We start from the raw sequence: 15,862 nt of genomic DNA on the forward strand, positions 1-15,862 counted from the left end.
TTTGTCAACAATCTGTAACGGTACGACAAGTTTGTCGTACCGTTTATTTTTTCAGCGATAGTCACTAAGGTAATAGTTGAAATTCCCCTGCCACCAGGCAAAATATCCGTTCAACCATCAGCTTTGCAGGACGACCTGCAAACGCTTCTTTTCACCGGGGACGGCCCCATTTCTCCGGAGTTTTATATGTCCTGGATTATCTTATTTATTGCTGGGTTGCTGGAAGTCGTCTGGGCTGTTGGCCTGAAATATACCCACGGCTTTAGTCGTTTGACGCCAAGTGTTATTACCGTGACGGCGATGATTGTCAGTATGGCGCTGCTCGCCTGGGCGATGAAGTCATTACCTGTAGGGACGGCTTATGCTGTCTGGACGGGGATTGGCGCAGTCGGCGCGGCTATCACCGGCATTGTGCTGCTCGGCGAGTCCGCTAACCCGATGCGCCTGGCGAGTCTGGCGTTAATTGTGGTGGGAATTATTGGTCTGAAGCTCAGCACTCACTAACTACCGGGCTGTTGTACCCAAATAAACTTACTAACATCAAACCCTTCCCGGGTTGCGACTGCCAGCATCTCCTGTTTAACTTCGTCAGAAATGGTTGGCGTGCGAGAGAGTATCCACAGGTAGTCGCGGTCCGGGCCGCAAACCAGCGCGTGGCGGTACTCCCGGTCGAGCGCGATGACATTATAACCGCCGTAGAATGGCCCAAAAAACGACACCTTCAGGACTGCGCGACGCGGATCTCCAGTAAAGTAGGCTTTTCCTTCACTCTGCTGCCACATCTCTCTGTCAGGGTTATAGCCTTTATTAATGACATTCAGGCCGCCGTCATCACGCAGGCTGTATGTTGCGGTGACTTTTTCCAGTCCACGTTCAAAGCGGTGATCAAAACGGGCAATCTCATACCATGTGCCCAGATAGCGTTTGGTATCGAAATTATTTACCACGGTCACGCCACGCGGTGGTGTGGGAGAACTACAGGCAACCACCAGAAATGCAGCCGTCGCTGCGGCAACGAGAGGGAGCAGGCGCATAAATGTTTCCTTACTGGTTTTTTCTAAGTGTAGATGACAGCAAGGAAATGCGAAGAAAAGGTCCGAAAATTCGGACCCGATGAAATTTTACTGCAGAGCGTTGAGAATCTGCCAGGCGGCGGTAACTCTCGCTGGATTGGGATAATTTTTGTTAGCCAGCATCACAATACCCAGCTCTTTTTCTGGGATAAACGCGACATAGCTACCAAATCCGCCGGTCGCACCTGTTTTATGCACCCATGATGACCGCACAGCAGGAGCAGGGGGCGTAATCGCTTTTACTGGGCTTGTCGCCAGCGCAATTTTACTGTCGCTGCCATTGATGATGCTGTCAGGATTTACCGGCCAGTCCAGCATTTCCCAGCCCAGGCCCTGATACATATCGCCGGTTTGCCAGTAGCGAGATTGCGCCAGTTGTATCCCTTGCTGAAGTGTTTTGTCGTTGATATCACGGGGATTCATATTGCTTCGTACCCAGCGGGCCATATCTTCAATCGTCGATTTTACACCGTAAGCCTCAGCATCCAGCGCCCCTGACGAAACATGCACTGCCTTGCCTTCGCGATATCCCCAGGCGTAATTCTTTTCTTCCGCTGATGGCACATTAATCCACGTATGGGTGAGTTTGAGTGGCTGGAAAACACGAGTTTGCATCGCCTGCTCAAAACTCAAACCGGATGGCTTCACAGCCAGTGCGCCGAACAAACCGATACTGGAGTTTGCATACAGACGTTGTGTTCCTGGCGCCCATTCAGGCTGCCAGTTTTGATAGAAGCGCAACAAGTCGCTTGAGGATTTCACCTCATCCGGCACCTGTAACGGCAGGCCGCCAGCGGTGTAGGTTGCGAGATGTAATAGTGTGATCCCATTCCACTGTTTAGCGGTAAGTTCAGGCCAGTATTTTGTGACGGGATCGTTTAGATTGATTTCCCCTCGAGCAATAGCATCGCCACCAAGCACGCCCGTAAATGTTTTACTGACCGAGCCTAACTCAAACAACGTTTGCTGCGTGACGGGCCGCTTTTTTGCCACATCCGCGTAGCCCCAGGTAAAGTAATAAGGCTTACCCTGATAAATCACTGCAACGGCCATGCCGGGGATGTTTTGTTGCTCAACAAGTGGGGTAATTGTGTGATGCACAATATCGTTGATTTGTTGTTCGCTATGGGGCGCGGCAAGAGTGGAGCAAGAGACGGTAATCAGTAAGGCGCAAAGCGTCGTTTTGAGCATAAGGTCTGGTTTCCATACAAAACGGCCCGCCATAGGCGGGCCGGATTTACATTGGCGATACGTTAGATTGTAACGATACCAATCAGCGTGACAACTGTCAGGATAGCAGCCAGACCGTAGAAAACCCATTTGCCCGCAGGCACGTGAATTTTCAGATCGTGCATCGCGTGGTGCATACGGTGTAAACCACACCACAGCGGCAGGACGATCATCAGGAACAGGAATACGCGACCAATGAAGCTTTGCGCGAACGCCAGAACGCGTTCGTAGCTCAGTGCGTCACCCGGGAACAGACCCAGCGGCAACAGAATGCCAACCAGCAGGATCACTACCGGCGCAATGATCGCACTCCACATACCACCGGCCCCGAAGAGGCCCCAGAATACCGGTTCGTCAGAACGCTTTGGATTTGGATTAATCATCTCAGGCTCCTTACCAGTACAGGGCAACAAACAGGATTACGATGGTGGCAACCACGGTTACCGCCCAGAGACTTTTGATAATTGGCTCTGGTCCCATTTTTTCGTCTTTTACAATGATATTGGCCGCTTTCGGTGCCAGTTCAAACCAGGTTTTGGTGTGCAGCAGGGCTGCCGCCAGAGTAATCAGGTTAATGATCACGATAACCGGGTTTTGTAAAAAGTCGACGAATCCCGCCCAGGTTTCCGGGCCATTTTTCAGGGCAAACAGCCCGAAAATCAGTTCAATGCTGAACCACACAGCCGGAACCGCTGTGCCTTCGCGCAGCATGTAAAAGCGATAAAACGGCAATTTTTTCCACCAGGTGGACGTCATTGGCCGTACATACGGTTTACGTTTAGTCGTCATGTTGCACTCCTTAGCGTGGTTTCAGGGTCGCGATAAGAAAGTCTTTTGAACTTTCTACTTTGCCCTGCTGAATGGCCGCAGCCGGATCGACGTGTTTCGGGCAGACTTCGGAGCAGTAGCCCACGAAAGTACAGCTCCATACGCCGTTCTGGCTGTTTAACTGCGCCATACGCTCCTTCTTACCGTGGTCGCGGCTATCTTCGTTATAACGATGTGCCAGCGTAATGGCAGCCGGACCGATGAACTCTGGGTTCAGGCCGAACTGCGGGCATGCGGCATAGCACAGACCACAGTTGATGCAACCGGAGAACTGGTGATACTTCGCCATCTGCGCCGGGGTCTGGATGTTAGTACCCTGATCCGCGGTGCGGGAGTTGCCGATGATGTACGGTTTGATCGCTTCCAGACTTTCGATGAAGTGGGTCATATCGACCACCAGATCGCGTTCAATCGGGAAGTTAGCTAACGCTTCAACCTTCATGCCGTTGGTGTAGTCACGCAGGAAGGTTTTACATGCCAGTTTCGGCACGTTGTTAACCATCATGCCGCAGGAGCCACAAATCGCCATACGGCAGGACCAGCGGTAGCTCAGGTCCGGCGCAAGGTTGTCTTTGATATAGCCCAGCGCATCCAGCAATGAGGTGGTTTCATCATAAGGCACTTCATAGAATGCGCTATGTGGTGCGGTATCGACTTCCGGGTTATAACGCACCACCTCAATTTTCAGGTTTTTCATCTCAGCCATTCGCCTTCTCCTTCTTATTGGCTGCTTCCGCCTTATCGGCTGCATCCGCTTCGCCACCGTACATGCGTTTGGCCGGCGGCAGCTTAGTAATTTTCACGTCGCTGTACTCCAGGCGAGTAGTGCCATCAGCATCGCGGAAGGCGAGGGTGTGTTTGAGGAAGTTGATGTCGTCACGTTCAGTGCAACCTTCGTCCAGACGCTGGTGCGCGCCGCGGGACTCTTTACGTGCCATTGCGGAGTGCGCCATACATTCGGCAACGTTCAGACCGTGGCCCAACTCAATGGTGTAAAGCAGGTCGGTGTTGAACACGCTGGAAGTGTCGGTGATGCGAACGCGCTTGAAGCGTTCCTGCAGTTCCGCCAGCTTGTCGATGGTTTTCTGCATCAGTTCCGGCGTACGGTAGATACCGCAGCCTTCTTCCATGGCCAGGCCCATTTCGTCGCGGATCTTCGCCCAGTTTTCGCCGCCGTCCTGGTTAACCAGATCTTTCAGACGCTGTTCAACGCCAGCAACCTGGGCATTGATCGCTGCATCGTTGCCATTACCGGCAGTAGATGCGCGCTCCATTGCTTGCTCACCAGCCAGACGACCAAAGACCACCAGTTCCGCCAGGGAGTTGGAGCCCAGACGGTTTGCGCCGTGCAGACCTACAGAGGAACATTCGCCCACGGCGAACAGGCCCTTAATGCGGGTTTCGCAGTTCTGATCGGTTTCGATACCACCCATGGTGTAGTGCGCGGTCGGACGTACCGGAATCGGCTCTTTAACCGGATCGACGCCAACATAAGCTTTCGCCAGTTCACAGATGAACGGCAGACGTTCGTGCAGTTTTTTCTCGCCCAGGTGACGCAGGTCGAGGTAAACCACATCGCCACGCGGCGTGGAAATGGTGTTGCCTTTACGCCATTCGTGCCAGAAGGCCTGAGAAACTTTGTCGCGTGGACCCAGTTCCATGTATTTGTTTTTCGGCTCGCCCAGCGGAGTTTCTGGACCCATGCCGTAGTCTTGCAGATAACGGTAGCCATTTTTGTTGACCAGAATACCGCCTTCGCCACGGCAACCTTCGGTCATCAGGATACCGGAACCTGGCAGACCGGTTGGGTGATACTGAACGAATTCCATGTCACGCAGCGGAACGCCGTGGCTTAGCGCCATACCCATACCGTCGCCAGTAACGATGCCGCCGTTGGTGTTGTAACGATAAACACGGCCAGCGCCGCCGGTTGCCATCACCACTGCGTTAGCACGGATCTGAACCAGCGTGCCTTCCATCATGTTCATTGCTACCAGGCCGCGAACATGACCATCATCAACCAGAATATCCAGCACGAAGTGTTCGTCAAAACGCTGGATCTGCGGGAATTGCAGAGAGGTCTGGAACAGCGTATGCAGCATATGGAAGCCGGTCTTATCGGCGGCGAACCAGGTACGCTCGATTTTCATGCCGCCGAAGCGACGTACGTTCACGCTACCATCCGGGCGACGGCTCCATGGGCATCCCCACAGTTCCAGTTGGGTCATTTCGGTTGGGCAGTGGTGGACGAAATAATCCACAACATCCTGCTCACATAACCAGTCGCCACCCGCTACTGTATCGTTAAAGTGATAATCGAAGCTGTCATGATCCTGCGCGACAGCGGCGGAGCCCCCTTCTGCAGCAACGGTATGGCTGCGCATTGGGTATACTTTTGAGATTAGTGCGATTTTTGCATTCGGATTTGCCTGCGCGGCAGCAATTGCAGCACGTAATCCCGCGCCACCGGCACCTACAATGGCAAGATCGGCTTGAAAGGTTTGCACGACATTCCTCCAGATTGTTTTTATCCCACATCCACGTACTTCAGGGTAAGTGCCTGAAAGTTACGGTCTGCGAACGCTATTCCACTGCTCCTTTATAGGTACAACAGTATAGTCTGATGGATAAGTCTGAAATTTGACGAGATCGATTTTTTTAGTGCGCAAGCGGGCTAAATTATCACTGAAGATGATTAATTTAATTACTAAACCATCAGATTGTGGTTTTTTTAGTCACCCCCCCTTGCTGAATGATTCCTGCGTAAAATTTGTCTCGCCGTCGCGTTGCGAGTAGACTTCGTGCCCTTGTTAAAAACTGGAGATTTCACTATGAGCGAAACGGCATCCTGGCAGCCGAGCGCATCCATTCCTAACTTATTAAAACGCGCGGCGATTATGGCGGAGATCCGTCGTTTCTTTGCCGATCGTGGAGTGCTGGAGGTGGAGACGCCTTGTATGAGCCAGGCGACGGTAACCGATATTCATTTGGTCCCGTTTGAGACACGTTTCGTTGGCCCCGGACACTCCCAGGGGATGAATCTCTGGTTAATGACCAGCCCTGAATATCACATGAAACGCCTGCTGGTTGCCGGTTGTGGCCCAGTATTCCAGCTGTGCCGCAGCTTCCGCAATGAAGAGATGGGGCGTTATCACAACCCTGAGTTCACGATGCTGGAGTGGTATCGGCCGCATTATGATATGTACCGGTTGATGAACGAAGTTGACGATCTTCTGCAGCAAGTACTGGATTGCCCGGCTGCAGAAAGCCTTTCTTATCAGCAAGCCTTCTTACGTTATCTGGAAATTGATCCGCTCTCAGCTGATAAAACGCAGCTGCGGGAAGTGGCGGCGAAACTGGATCTGAGCAACGTTGCTGATACCGAAGAAGACCGCGATACGTTGTTGCAGTTGCTGTTTACCTTTGGTGTGGAACCGAACATTGGTAAAGAAAAACCGACCTTTGTTTATCATTTCCCTGCCAGTCAGGCATCACTGGCGCAAATCAGTACCGAAGATCATCGGGTCGCAGAGCGCTTCGAGGTCTACTACAAAGGTATTGAGCTGGCGAATGGTTTCCACGAATTAACGGACGCCCGTGAACAGCAACAACGCTTTGAGCAGGATAACCGTAAGCGTGCGGCGCGTGGTTTACCGCAGCATCCAATCGACCAAAACCTCATCGAAGCTCTGAAAGTCGGTATGCCTGACTGCTCCGGCGTAGCTCTGGGCGTTGATCGTCTGGTGATGCTGGCGTTGGGCGCGGAGACGCTTGCGGAAGTGATTGCCTTTAGCGTTGACCGGGCATAATTCTGAAAAATTATCTAATTAACCACACAGAATGGCGCTGTAACGCCATTCTGTAGCAGATGTTTTCATTTTTCTGCTAAAGGCCACAATTTAAGACTGGATATTTGCTATCATCCAGGTATCAATTCTGTATGTTTTTTTATTGCGGCCCGTCAATCGATGGGTAGTGCAGTTCAGTGCGCGCGTTTTATACATGTGCTAAAACGAAGGATAATTTCATGCCTCACACGATAAAAAAGATGAGTCTGATAGGACTCATATTGATGATCTTTACCTCAGTATTTGGGTTTGCCAATAGTCCGGCAGCTTATTATTTAATGGGGTATAGTGCGATTCCCTTTTATATATTTTCTGCATTATTATTTTTTATACCATTTGCCTTAATGATGGCAGAAATGGGCGCGGCCTATCGCAAAGAAGAAGGCGGCATCTATTCCTGGATGAATAATAGTGTCGGACCACGTTTCGCCTTTATCGGCACATTTATGTGGTTTTCCTCTTATATCATCTGGATGGTGAGTACCTCAGCTAAAGTCTGGGTACCATTTTCTACGTTCCTCTACGGTACCGACATGACTCAGCACTGGCGCATTGCTGGCCTGGAGCCAACGCAGGTAGTGGGTCTGCTGGCGGTCGCATGGATGATCCTGGTTACCGTGGTTGCCTCAAAAGGGATTAATAAAATTGCTCGTATTACTGCAGTAGGTGGTATTGCAGTAATGTGTCTTAATTTAGTATTACTGTTAGTGAGCATTGCCATTTTGTTATTAAATGGTGGCCATTTTGCACAGGATATTAATTTCGTGGTATCGCCGAATCCAGGATATCAATCCGGTCTGGCGATGTTATCGTTTGTGGTATTTGCCATTTTCGCTTACGGCGGAATTGAAGCGGTTGGTGGTCTGGTAGATAAAACAGAAAACCCAGAAAAGAACTTTGCCAAAGGTATTGTTTTTGCCGCTATTGTTATTTCAATCGGTTATTCGCTGGCGATATTTTTATGGGGCGTCAGCACTAACTGGCAGCAGGTATTAAGTAATGGTTCCGTTAACCTCGGCAATATCACCTATGTGTTGATGAAAAGTCTGGGGATGACGCTGGGTAACGTGCTGCATTTGTCACCTGAAGCGTCATTGTCGCTGGGCGTATGGTTTGCGCGTATTACCGGGCTTTCGATGTTCCTCGCCTATACCGGTGCGTTCTTTACGCTTTGCTATTCACCGCTGAAAGCGATCATCCAGGGTACGCCGAAAGCGTTATGGCCGGAACCGATGACGCGCCTGAACGCCATGGGTATGCCGTCTATCGCCATGTGGATGCAGTGTGGGCTGGTTACTGTCTTCATCCTGCTGGTTTCGTTTGGCGGTGGTACTGCATCAGCGTTCTTTAACAAGCTGACGCTGATGGCGAACGTTTCCATGACGCTTCCCTATCTGTTCCTCGCGCTGGCTTTCCCATTCTTTAAAGCTCGTCAGGATCTCGACAGACCATTTGTGATTTTCAAAACACACATGTCAGCAACGATCGCGACAGTGGTGGTGGTACTGGTGGTGACGTTTGCGAACGTTTTCACCATCATCCAGCCAGTGGTTGAAGCCGGAGACTGGGATAGCACATTGTGGATGGTTGGCGGCCCTGTCTTCTTCTCGCTGTTAGCGATGGCGATTTACCAGAACTATTGCAGCAGAGTGGCAAAAAATCCGCAGTGGGCGGCTGAGTAATCAGATGCCCTATCGTCGGCCTGACGATAGGGCGTAATGACAGGGAATTAGTGGGATTTCGTATGCGCTATAGCGAAATTAAACTACGGGTTACCTCATGAGTGCGCGCATGTTTGTCTTGTGCTGCATCTGGTTTGTTTGGTTTGTTGTGGCGATCCCTTGGATACTCATCACTTCCACGCTGGACAAAGAGTGGATGATTGATGAAGGCGGGGTTAAAAACATCTGCGATGTGCTGGAGTATCTGGAAAATGACGATACCCGTGATGTCGGTGTGATATTGACGTTGCCGCTCTTTTTCCCTTTTCTCTGGTTCGCGCTGCGGCGAAAAAAAGGCGGCTGGTTTATGCATGTCACCGCACTTGCGATCTTCGGCTATTGGCTGTGGCAGTTTTTTCTGCGCTATCAGTTTTGCTTGTGAGCCGGATGGGGTCATCCGGCCACAAAGACCTTACAAACTTCCCGCCTGACGACCTTTACCCGCAGAAGTCAGCGTTCTCCCCGTTTGTTTACCATTCAGGCTTTCCAGACGCATCTGGAAGGGCGGGAATGGCATATCAATACCGTGGGCGTGGAAGCCCGCCAGAATCAGTTGATGGATTTCATGGCGCAGCGGCATGCGGTGACCCATTTCTGCGGCGTAAATACGCAGCTCGAAAATCTGGATCCCTTGCTGTAGATCCACCAGGAAGACTTCCGGCGCAGGATTGTCGATCACCAGCGAGCAGCGATGCGCAGCGTTAAGCAAGATTTCCGTCACTTCTTCACTGTTGGCATCAGCAGGGGCCGGAATCGTCAACACCACGCGCGTGACCGAGTCAGAGAGCGACCAGTTGATAAACTGCTCAGTAATAAACGCCTTGTTCGGCACGATAATCTCTTTACGGTCCCAGTCGCTGATGGTGGTGGCGCGGGTGTTAATTTTCGTCACGCTACCGGTAAGATCGCGGATCGTTACCGTATCGCCAATGCGAATCGGTTTTTCGAACAGGATAATCAGGCCAGAGATAAAGTTGGCGAAAATTTCCTGCAAACCAAAACCGAGACCAACACCGAGCGCGGCGACCAGCCACTGCAATTTCGACCACTCAATACCAATCATTGAGAAGCCGACCAGCCCGCCAATCAGCATCAGCAGATATTTGGTGATGGTGGTGATGGCGTAGCCCGTACCCGGCGTTAAATCCAGGTGCTGCAAAATCGCCAGTTCCAGCAGCGCGGGCAGGTTGCGCACCAGCTGCGTGGTGATGATAAACACCAGAATGGCAATCAGCACCGCACCGAGGGTAATCGGCTCCAGACTTTCTACGCCCTGTACCGTGGAAGTGACATCCCACAGCGAAATATTTTCAAGGAAGCCGAAAGCGGAATGGATTTCTGACCACAGCACAATGACCGAAAGCAGGGCGATCAACATCAGGATTGAGCGCACCAGCCGCAAGGACTGCGCACTGATGGCATCGAGATCGACTTCGCTTTCATCGACTTCAATCGCCCCTTCCGGGCTACTGTGATGATGCGCTTCCTCTTCGCCACGCGCGCGCTGCGCTAACATCTCGGCCCGGCGATGTTTCGCCCGGTCAAAAGCCAGTCTGCGTCGCTGGATTAGCATCCAGCGGCGGATAACGTGGTAAACCACCAACAGCAGGAACCAGATGGCGACCGAGGTTTCAAGCCTTGCTAACAGCGCCTGTGCCGTTGCCAGGTAACCGACTGCCGCTGCCAGAATAGCGACCAGCGGCGCGCCAATCATCATGTTCCATAACATATGGTTGGTAATGTTATCGCCGCTTCCCTCTTTGTTGAGGTACAGCGGGATCCCCGCTTTTTTCAAACTGAGGGTGACCACCGCCAGCGCACCACATATGAGAATAAAGCAAAGCCGTCCCAGCGAACCGGAAAACTCGCGGTCGTCGAGATTATCGAACATCATCAGCGCCATAATCAGCGGCACGATAAGCCCGATGCTCATCAGGTAGTAGCGCATCCCGCGGGAAACACGTTCGCGCGGCCAGCCAAAATGAGCGATAAACAAGCCGTTCGGGCGGGCAAATGTGGCGCAAATCATCACTACCCACAGCAGCGGCACGGTGGCTGTTACGCCATCACCAATCGCTACCGCCAGCGGATAAGGCCACGCCTCGCGCAAGCCGTAACCCAGCGTCATCCACAGCACCGGTAACGGTGACGCGACGAGAATCGACCAGAAAAGGGTGCGTAATGTCAGCCAGAAGTGATCCTGAGTCACCTTGCCGACTTTCGCTGCCGAACGTTCGAGAAAACGGGTGAAATAGCGGCGCGAGTAAATACTGCAACCGACCAGAATCAACGCGCCAAACAGCGGCAAAATCGTCTCTTTGCTGGTCAGCATCATGATGCTGGCTTTACCTAACTGGCTGAAGGTGTCCAGCGAAATGAGACGACGCAGATCCTGGGCGATTTCCAGCGGCCAGGCGATGGTCATCGGGCGCACGTCAGAGGTCCAGAACAGATAGCGGTGCGTCGCTTCGTTCACCTCTTTCAGCGCATCTTCCAGTTGCCCGTTGGAGACTTTCAGCTTGGTCAGTTCCAGCAGTAGCGTGTCACCACCCTGCAACAATGAGTTCAGCAACTCACGCTGAGTACGCAGTTGTGCTTCGAGAATACGGTTTTGCTCGGCGGTCAGCGGCTGACCGTCAGTCTGAAGGATTTGTCGCAGTTTAGGTTGTTTATTGAGTAGATCCTCATAGTGCAGCCGTTGAACGCGCAACTGCGCCATTTCGGTATCAAGTTGTTGTGGTTTCGGCATTTCCGGTAGCCGTGCCACCTGCGCTCGCAATGCTTCGCCGAGCAGGTTGGACGCTCCCAGCCATTGTGACTGCTCGCGCAGGGTATTCAGCGCCTGCCGGACCTGTAATGTCTGGCTGGCAGCCTGACGCTGTTGCGAAGCGACGAGATCCATTCGCTGCGCCTGCTGATTCAGCGCCGCCGAAAGCTCGCGGTTAATTTTGAATTGCGCGACGATATCTTTCGGTAAATTGGCACTACTTTCAGCCAACAACTCGGTGCTTTCCAGCGCCCGCTCCGCCTCAAGCTGGCGTTGGCTGTTCAACTGATTACGTAAGGCCTGCAAATACGCATCCAGCTGCTGGCTCTCTTTTTCCGCCAGCTCAGAGCGCAAGCGCGCTAATTCCTGGCGGTTATTGGCAGACAGCTGCGCCAGCTCCAGTTCATCAACGAGGGCTTTCAGACGTGCGGAGTCAGACTGCAACGCGAAATTTTGTGCCTGATTAAGCGGGGTATTGCCGGTAAGTGTTCCCAGGCGGCGCTCAATTTCATTTAACTGACGACGGGCATCAGTTTGCTGTTGCGGCAGTTGATTCAATGAATCCGCTATCTCGCGGGCGCGTTCCTGCTCTTGCTGGGCCTGACGGCTCTTATCCAGCAACTGACTGCTGACCTGGAGAATTTCCTGATTCAGCGCGTCGGTAGACATTCCCGGCGACACGCTGCGCGGCTCGTCACGCATGTTGTTTAATTGTGCGCGCAGAGTAGCGGAGAGTTTCGGATAATTATCAATGACTTCTTGGTATTGCTTGATACGCTCAAGGGAACTTTTTCGTTCCTCAAGCGCGTTTAAGGCAGACTGGAGCGCCTCTACGACTTCCGGCTGCGCGGGTTTCGCCGCTTTTGCCTGCTCCAGTTCCTGGGTGATTTGTTTGCTATCGGGGGCCGTCGCGGCGTACGCCCCCCAACTGAGGCACCAGGCCATCAGAAAAGTGATAATCAGGCGCACGTCAGCGTTTCCTTTGATGGATTAGACCTGGTCTTTTTTGTCGTCAACCAATGGGCTGGCGTCGTGTTCTGCTTCGATCTCTTCAGCAGGAAGCGGGGCTGGTTCAGCGTCTGGCGTAACAAAGGTTTCGGTAGATACTGCCAGCGGCTGGCCAATTTTCGTGACAGACAGGCTTTCCAGTTGCTCAACCAGATTCACTTTACCTGGTGCAAACAGGTTGATAACGGTAGAGCCAAGTTTAAAGCGACCCATTTCCTGGCCTTTCAGCAGCGCCACAGAACCGTCGTTTTCCCCGGCAGGCCAGGTCCAGCGCTTGATGATACCTTCGCGCGGCGGCGTAATGGTGCCCGCCCAGACAGTCTCAATGCTGCCAACAATCGTCGCACCAACCAGAATCTGCGCCATCGGGCCAAATTCGGTATCGAACAGGCAGATCACGCGTTCGTTACGGGCAAACAGATTTGGCACGTTCTGAGCAGTGAGATGGTTAACGGAGAAGAGATCGCCCGGCACGTAGATCATCTCACGCAAAATACCGTTGCACGGCATGTGTACGCGGTGATAGTCACGCGGGGAGAGGTAAGTGGTCACAAACGTACCATTGCGGAATAGGTCCGCCATCAGATAGTTGCCCGCCAGCAGGGCTTCGAGGCTGTAATTGTGGCCTTTGGCTTGCAGGATTTTATCTTCTTCGATTTTACCTAACTGGCTGATAACGCCATCGGCAGGCATGACCAGAACATTCGGATCGGTATTGATTGGGCGTACTTCGTCACGCAGCGGACGGACAAAAAATTCGTTAAAGGAGCGGTAGCTGGCAGTATCCGGCTTCTGCGCCTCTTGCATGTCGACTTTGTAGTATTTAACGAACAGATCGATAACCAGTTTTGTCAGCCATCCTGCTCGCTTGCTTGCGCCCCAACCCGCCAGGCGAGTAAGCCATAGTTTCGGCAGAATGTACTGTAGCGAAAGTTTAAATGAATTTAACAAAGTAGCCTCCAGGCCATTGTTTTGTCGTTCCTGATCCGGCGTATATGCCGGATCCTGAAAAAAAGGGGACGATTCTAACGACGGTTAGCTTAATTGTCAGTCATCCGTATCAGAAAAGTTTTTACGCGTTTTTACCTGCGCCATGCTTTCCAGAATACGGTGATAGTTTTCGAAACGGGTTTCCGCGATTCTCCCTTCGTCAACGGCTTCACGGATAGCGCAGCCCGGATCGGTATCGTGTTTGCAATCGCGGTATTTGCACAGACCTAAGTAGTCATGGAATTCGACAAAACCGTGAGTGATTTGTTCCGGCTCGAGATGCCAGAGTCCGAATTCGCGTACCCCAGGAGAATCAATCACATCGCCGCCGTGCGGGAAGTGATACAACCGAGCGGCAGTCGTGGTGTGCTGGCCCAGACCTGAGTTGTCAGAGACATCGTTGGTCAGGATCTCTTTTTGCAGCCCCAGCAACGCGTTCAGCAGGCTGGATTTGCCAACGCCAGATTGCCCGGCAAAAATGCTGATGCGTCCGGTCAATGCCTCTTCCAGCGGTTTCAGCCCATCCTGAGTATGGCTGGAAACCATCAATACGCGATAACCGATGTTGCGGTAGATATCCATCTGTTCGTTGACGAACGCCATGCCTTCGTCGTCCAACAGGTCTATCTTGTTGAGCACAATAATCGGCTCAATCTGCAAGGTTTCGCAGGCTACCAGGTAACGGTCGATGATATTGAGCGACAGCTCCGGCAAAATGGCGGAGACAATAACAATCTGATCGATGTTGGCGGCGATGGGTTTCACGCCGTCGTAGAAATCCGGGCGCGTTAACACCGAGGTGCGCTCATGTACCGCTTCCACGATCCCTTTGACATTTACGCCTTCCGCCGCCGGTTTACCCGGACGCCAGACTACGCGGTCGCCGGTTACCAGTGAACGGATGGTGCGGCGAATATTGCAGCGGTGAACGTCGCCATCGGCGGATTCCACATCAGCGTGCATACCAAAGCGGCTGATGACGATACCTTCATCAGGCTCACCAAACAGATTGTCGTCGTAGTCGGGCTTCTCCTTAGACGTTTTAAGACGACGCTGGTGATTGGCGTTCACGCGGCGCTGCTGGCCTTTGGAGAGTTTATTTTTACTCAATCGTACAGACTCCTGGTCGCCCCTGATGGGCAAAACATCTATGATACACGCAATTGTGGATCAATATAGTCACTGTGAATGGGTGGAAAATAGCATGAGTGCCAATGAAAACAACCTGATTTGGATCGATCTTGAGATGACCGGTCTGGATCCCGAGCGCGATCGCATTATTGAGATTGCCACGCTGGTGACCGATGCCAACCTGAATATTCTGGCAGAAGGGCCGACCATTGCAGTACATCAGTCCGATGAACAGCTGGCGCTGATGGATGACTGGAACGTGCGCACCCATACCGCCAGCGGGCTGGTGGAGCGTGTGAAAGCGAGCACGATGGGCGATCGGGAAGCAGAACTGGCGACGCTCGAATTTTTAAAACAGTGGGTGCCTGCGGGGAAATCGCCTATCTGCGGTAACAGCATCGGTCAGGATCGCCGCTTCCTGTTCAAATACATGCCGGAACTGGAATCGTACTTCCACTACCGCTATCTCGATGTCAGCACGCTGAAAGAGCTGGCGCGCCGCTGGAAGCCGGAAATTCTCGACGGTTTTACCAAGCAGGGGACGCATCAGGCGATGGATGATATCCGCGAATCAGTTGCGGAACTGGCTTACTACCGCGAGCATTTCATCAAGCTGTAAAATTTTTCCTGGTCACGTAACCGCCGGAATCCACTTGCGGCGGCGTGATTTTGACGCTAAATTGAACGTCTTGCTGATAATTTCAGCACTTGAGATAAAAATTCGAAAAATTTTTTTTAGGGGGGTTGCAGAGGGAAAGATTTCTCGTATAATGCGCCTCCCGTAACGACGCAGAAATGCGAAATTACGAAAGCAAAAATTAAGTAGTACGCGGGAATAGCTCAGTTGGTAGAGCACGACCTTGCCAAGGTCGGGGTCGCGAGTTCGAGTCTCGTTTCCCGCTCCAAAATTTGAAAGTGCTGCAGAGCACAGACCACCCAAGCGGGAATAGCTCAGTTGGTAGAGCACGACCTTGCCAAGGTCGGGGTCGCGAGTTCGAGTCTCGTTTCCCGCTCCAAAATTTGAAAGTGTTGCAAAGCACAGACCACCCAAGCGGGAATAGCTCAGTTGGTAGAGCACGACCTTGCCAAGGTCGGGGTCGCGAGTTCGAGTCTCGTTTCCCGCTCCAAATTCTTCCCCCAATAAAATATCCACAGCGACGCGATGCGTTATTGCTGGTTTTTGTTGCCTCTGACAAACTCTTGTAAACAGAGTTATCCACAGGTCCGGGCTGTAATCTTAATTTCAGAAAAACTTCGCACGGTGAA

14 protein-coding genes and 3 tRNA genes are annotated in these 15,862 nt (G+C 52.2%); 8 read left to right on the forward strand and 9 right to left on the reverse strand.

Annotation, left to right across the window (positions count from 1 at the left end):
- Window positions 1-186: 186 nt before the first annotated feature.
- On the forward strand, window positions 187-504 hold the full coding sequence (gene sugE, locus D9738_RS02755; RefSeq protein ID WP_130205961.1) for a quaternary ammonium compound efflux SMR transporter SugE: 318 nt from the start codon (window positions 187-189) through the stop codon (window positions 502-504).
- Here sugE and blc read toward each other — a convergent pair.
- The 6 genes from blc to frdA form a co-directional block, all read right to left on the reverse strand.
- Entirely contained in the window at window positions 501-1,034 is a 534-nt protein-coding gene (gene blc, locus D9738_RS02760) for a lipocalin Blc (protein WP_130259507.1), read from the reverse strand. The genes sugE and blc overlap by 4 nt on opposite strands.
- Window positions 1,035-1,121: 87 nt before the next feature.
- Window positions 1,122-2,264, reverse strand: coding sequence for a BlaEC family class C beta-lactamase (locus D9738_RS02765; RefSeq protein ID WP_130259508.1), 1,143 nt, complete (start codon window positions 2,262-2,264; stop codon window positions 1,122-1,124).
- Between the two features lie 62 nt (window positions 2,265-2,326).
- Complete coding sequence (gene frdD, locus D9738_RS02770; RefSeq protein WP_130205967.1) at window positions 2,327-2,686, reverse strand: fumarate reductase subunit FrdD; 360 nt, start codon at window positions 2,684-2,686, stop codon at window positions 2,327-2,329.
- Window positions 2,687-2,696: 10 nt separating this feature from the next.
- A complete protein-coding gene (gene frdC, locus D9738_RS02775) occupies window positions 2,697-3,092 on the reverse strand; it encodes a fumarate reductase subunit FrdC (RefSeq protein ID WP_001568431.1) in 396 nt (131 codons plus the stop codon).
- A gap of 10 nt (window positions 3,093-3,102) precedes the next feature.
- A complete protein-coding gene (gene frdB / locus D9738_RS02780) occupies window positions 3,103-3,837 on the reverse strand; it encodes a fumarate reductase iron-sulfur protein (RefSeq protein WP_064525766.1) in 735 nt (244 codons plus the stop codon).
- The gene (gene frdA / locus D9738_RS02785; protein WP_130205969.1) at window positions 3,830-5,638 is read right to left on the reverse strand and encodes a fumarate reductase (quinol) flavoprotein subunit; all 1,809 of its coding nucleotides are present in this window, start codon (window positions 5,636-5,638) and stop codon (window positions 3,830-3,832) included. Before frdA ends, frdB begins: the two co-directional genes overlap by 8 nt.
- Window positions 5,639-5,962: 324 nt before the next feature.
- Here frdA and epmA point away from each other — a divergent pair, with 324 nt between their 5' ends.
- From epmA to D9738_RS02800, 3 genes are all read left to right on the forward strand, one after another.
- Window positions 5,963-6,940 (forward strand): elongation factor P--(R)-beta-lysine ligase, encoded by a 978-nt coding sequence (gene epmA / locus D9738_RS02790; protein ID WP_000004771.1) that lies wholly within the window; start codon window positions 5,963-5,965, stop codon window positions 6,938-6,940.
- Window positions 6,941-7,158: 218 nt separating this feature from the next.
- The gene (yjeM, locus tag D9738_RS02795; RefSeq protein WP_130205971.1) at window positions 7,159-8,661 is read left to right on the forward strand and encodes a glutamate/gamma-aminobutyrate family transporter YjeM; all 1,503 of its coding nucleotides are present in this window, start codon (window positions 7,159-7,161) and stop codon (window positions 8,659-8,661) included.
- A gap of 97 nt (window positions 8,662-8,758) precedes the next feature.
- Window positions 8,759-9,082, forward strand: coding sequence for a YjeO family protein (locus tag D9738_RS02800; protein ID WP_130259509.1), 324 nt, complete (start codon window positions 8,759-8,761; stop codon window positions 9,080-9,082).
- Window positions 9,083-9,112: 30 nt separating this feature from the next.
- Here D9738_RS02800 and mscM read toward each other — a convergent pair whose 3' ends face one another.
- The 3 genes from mscM to rsgA all read right to left on the reverse strand — a co-directional run bounded on the left by mscM (window position 9,113) and on the right by rsgA (window position 14,575).
- Window positions 9,113-12,436, reverse strand: coding sequence for a miniconductance mechanosensitive channel MscM (mscM, locus tag D9738_RS02805; protein WP_130259510.1), 3,324 nt, complete (start codon window positions 12,434-12,436; stop codon window positions 9,113-9,115).
- A gap of 21 nt (window positions 12,437-12,457) precedes the next feature.
- Window positions 12,458-13,426, reverse strand: coding sequence for an archaetidylserine decarboxylase (gene asd, locus D9738_RS02810; RefSeq protein WP_130259511.1), 969 nt, complete (start codon window positions 13,424-13,426; stop codon window positions 12,458-12,460).
- A 96-nt stretch (window positions 13,427-13,522) separates the two neighbouring features.
- On the reverse strand, window positions 13,523-14,575 hold the full coding sequence (rsgA, locus tag D9738_RS02815) for a small ribosomal subunit biogenesis GTPase RsgA (protein ID WP_130259512.1): 1,053 nt from the start codon (window positions 14,573-14,575) through the stop codon (window positions 13,523-13,525).
- Window positions 14,576-14,669: 94 nt separating this feature from the next.
- Between rsgA and orn the strand changes: the two genes are divergently transcribed.
- The 4 genes from orn (at window position 14,670) to D9738_RS02835 (ending at window position 15,723) form a co-directional block, all read left to right on the forward strand.
- Complete coding sequence (orn, locus tag D9738_RS02820; RefSeq protein ID WP_064525781.1) at window positions 14,670-15,215, forward strand: oligoribonuclease; 546 nt, start codon at window positions 14,670-14,672, stop codon at window positions 15,213-15,215.
- Window positions 15,216-15,425: 210 nt separating this feature from the next.
- Window positions 15,426-15,501 (forward strand) — tRNA-Gly (locus D9738_RS02825).
- Window positions 15,502-15,536: 35 nt separating this feature from the next.
- Window positions 15,537-15,612, forward strand: a tRNA-Gly gene (locus D9738_RS02830).
- 35 nt (window positions 15,613-15,647) lie between these two features.
- A tRNA-Gly gene (locus D9738_RS02835) sits at window positions 15,648-15,723 on the forward strand.
- Window positions 15,724-15,862 lie beyond the last annotated feature (139 nt).

It is taken from the genome of Escherichia sp. E10V5, from assembly GCF_004212315.1.
Taxonomy (GTDB): domain Bacteria; phylum Pseudomonadota; class Gammaproteobacteria; order Enterobacterales; family Enterobacteriaceae; genus Escherichia.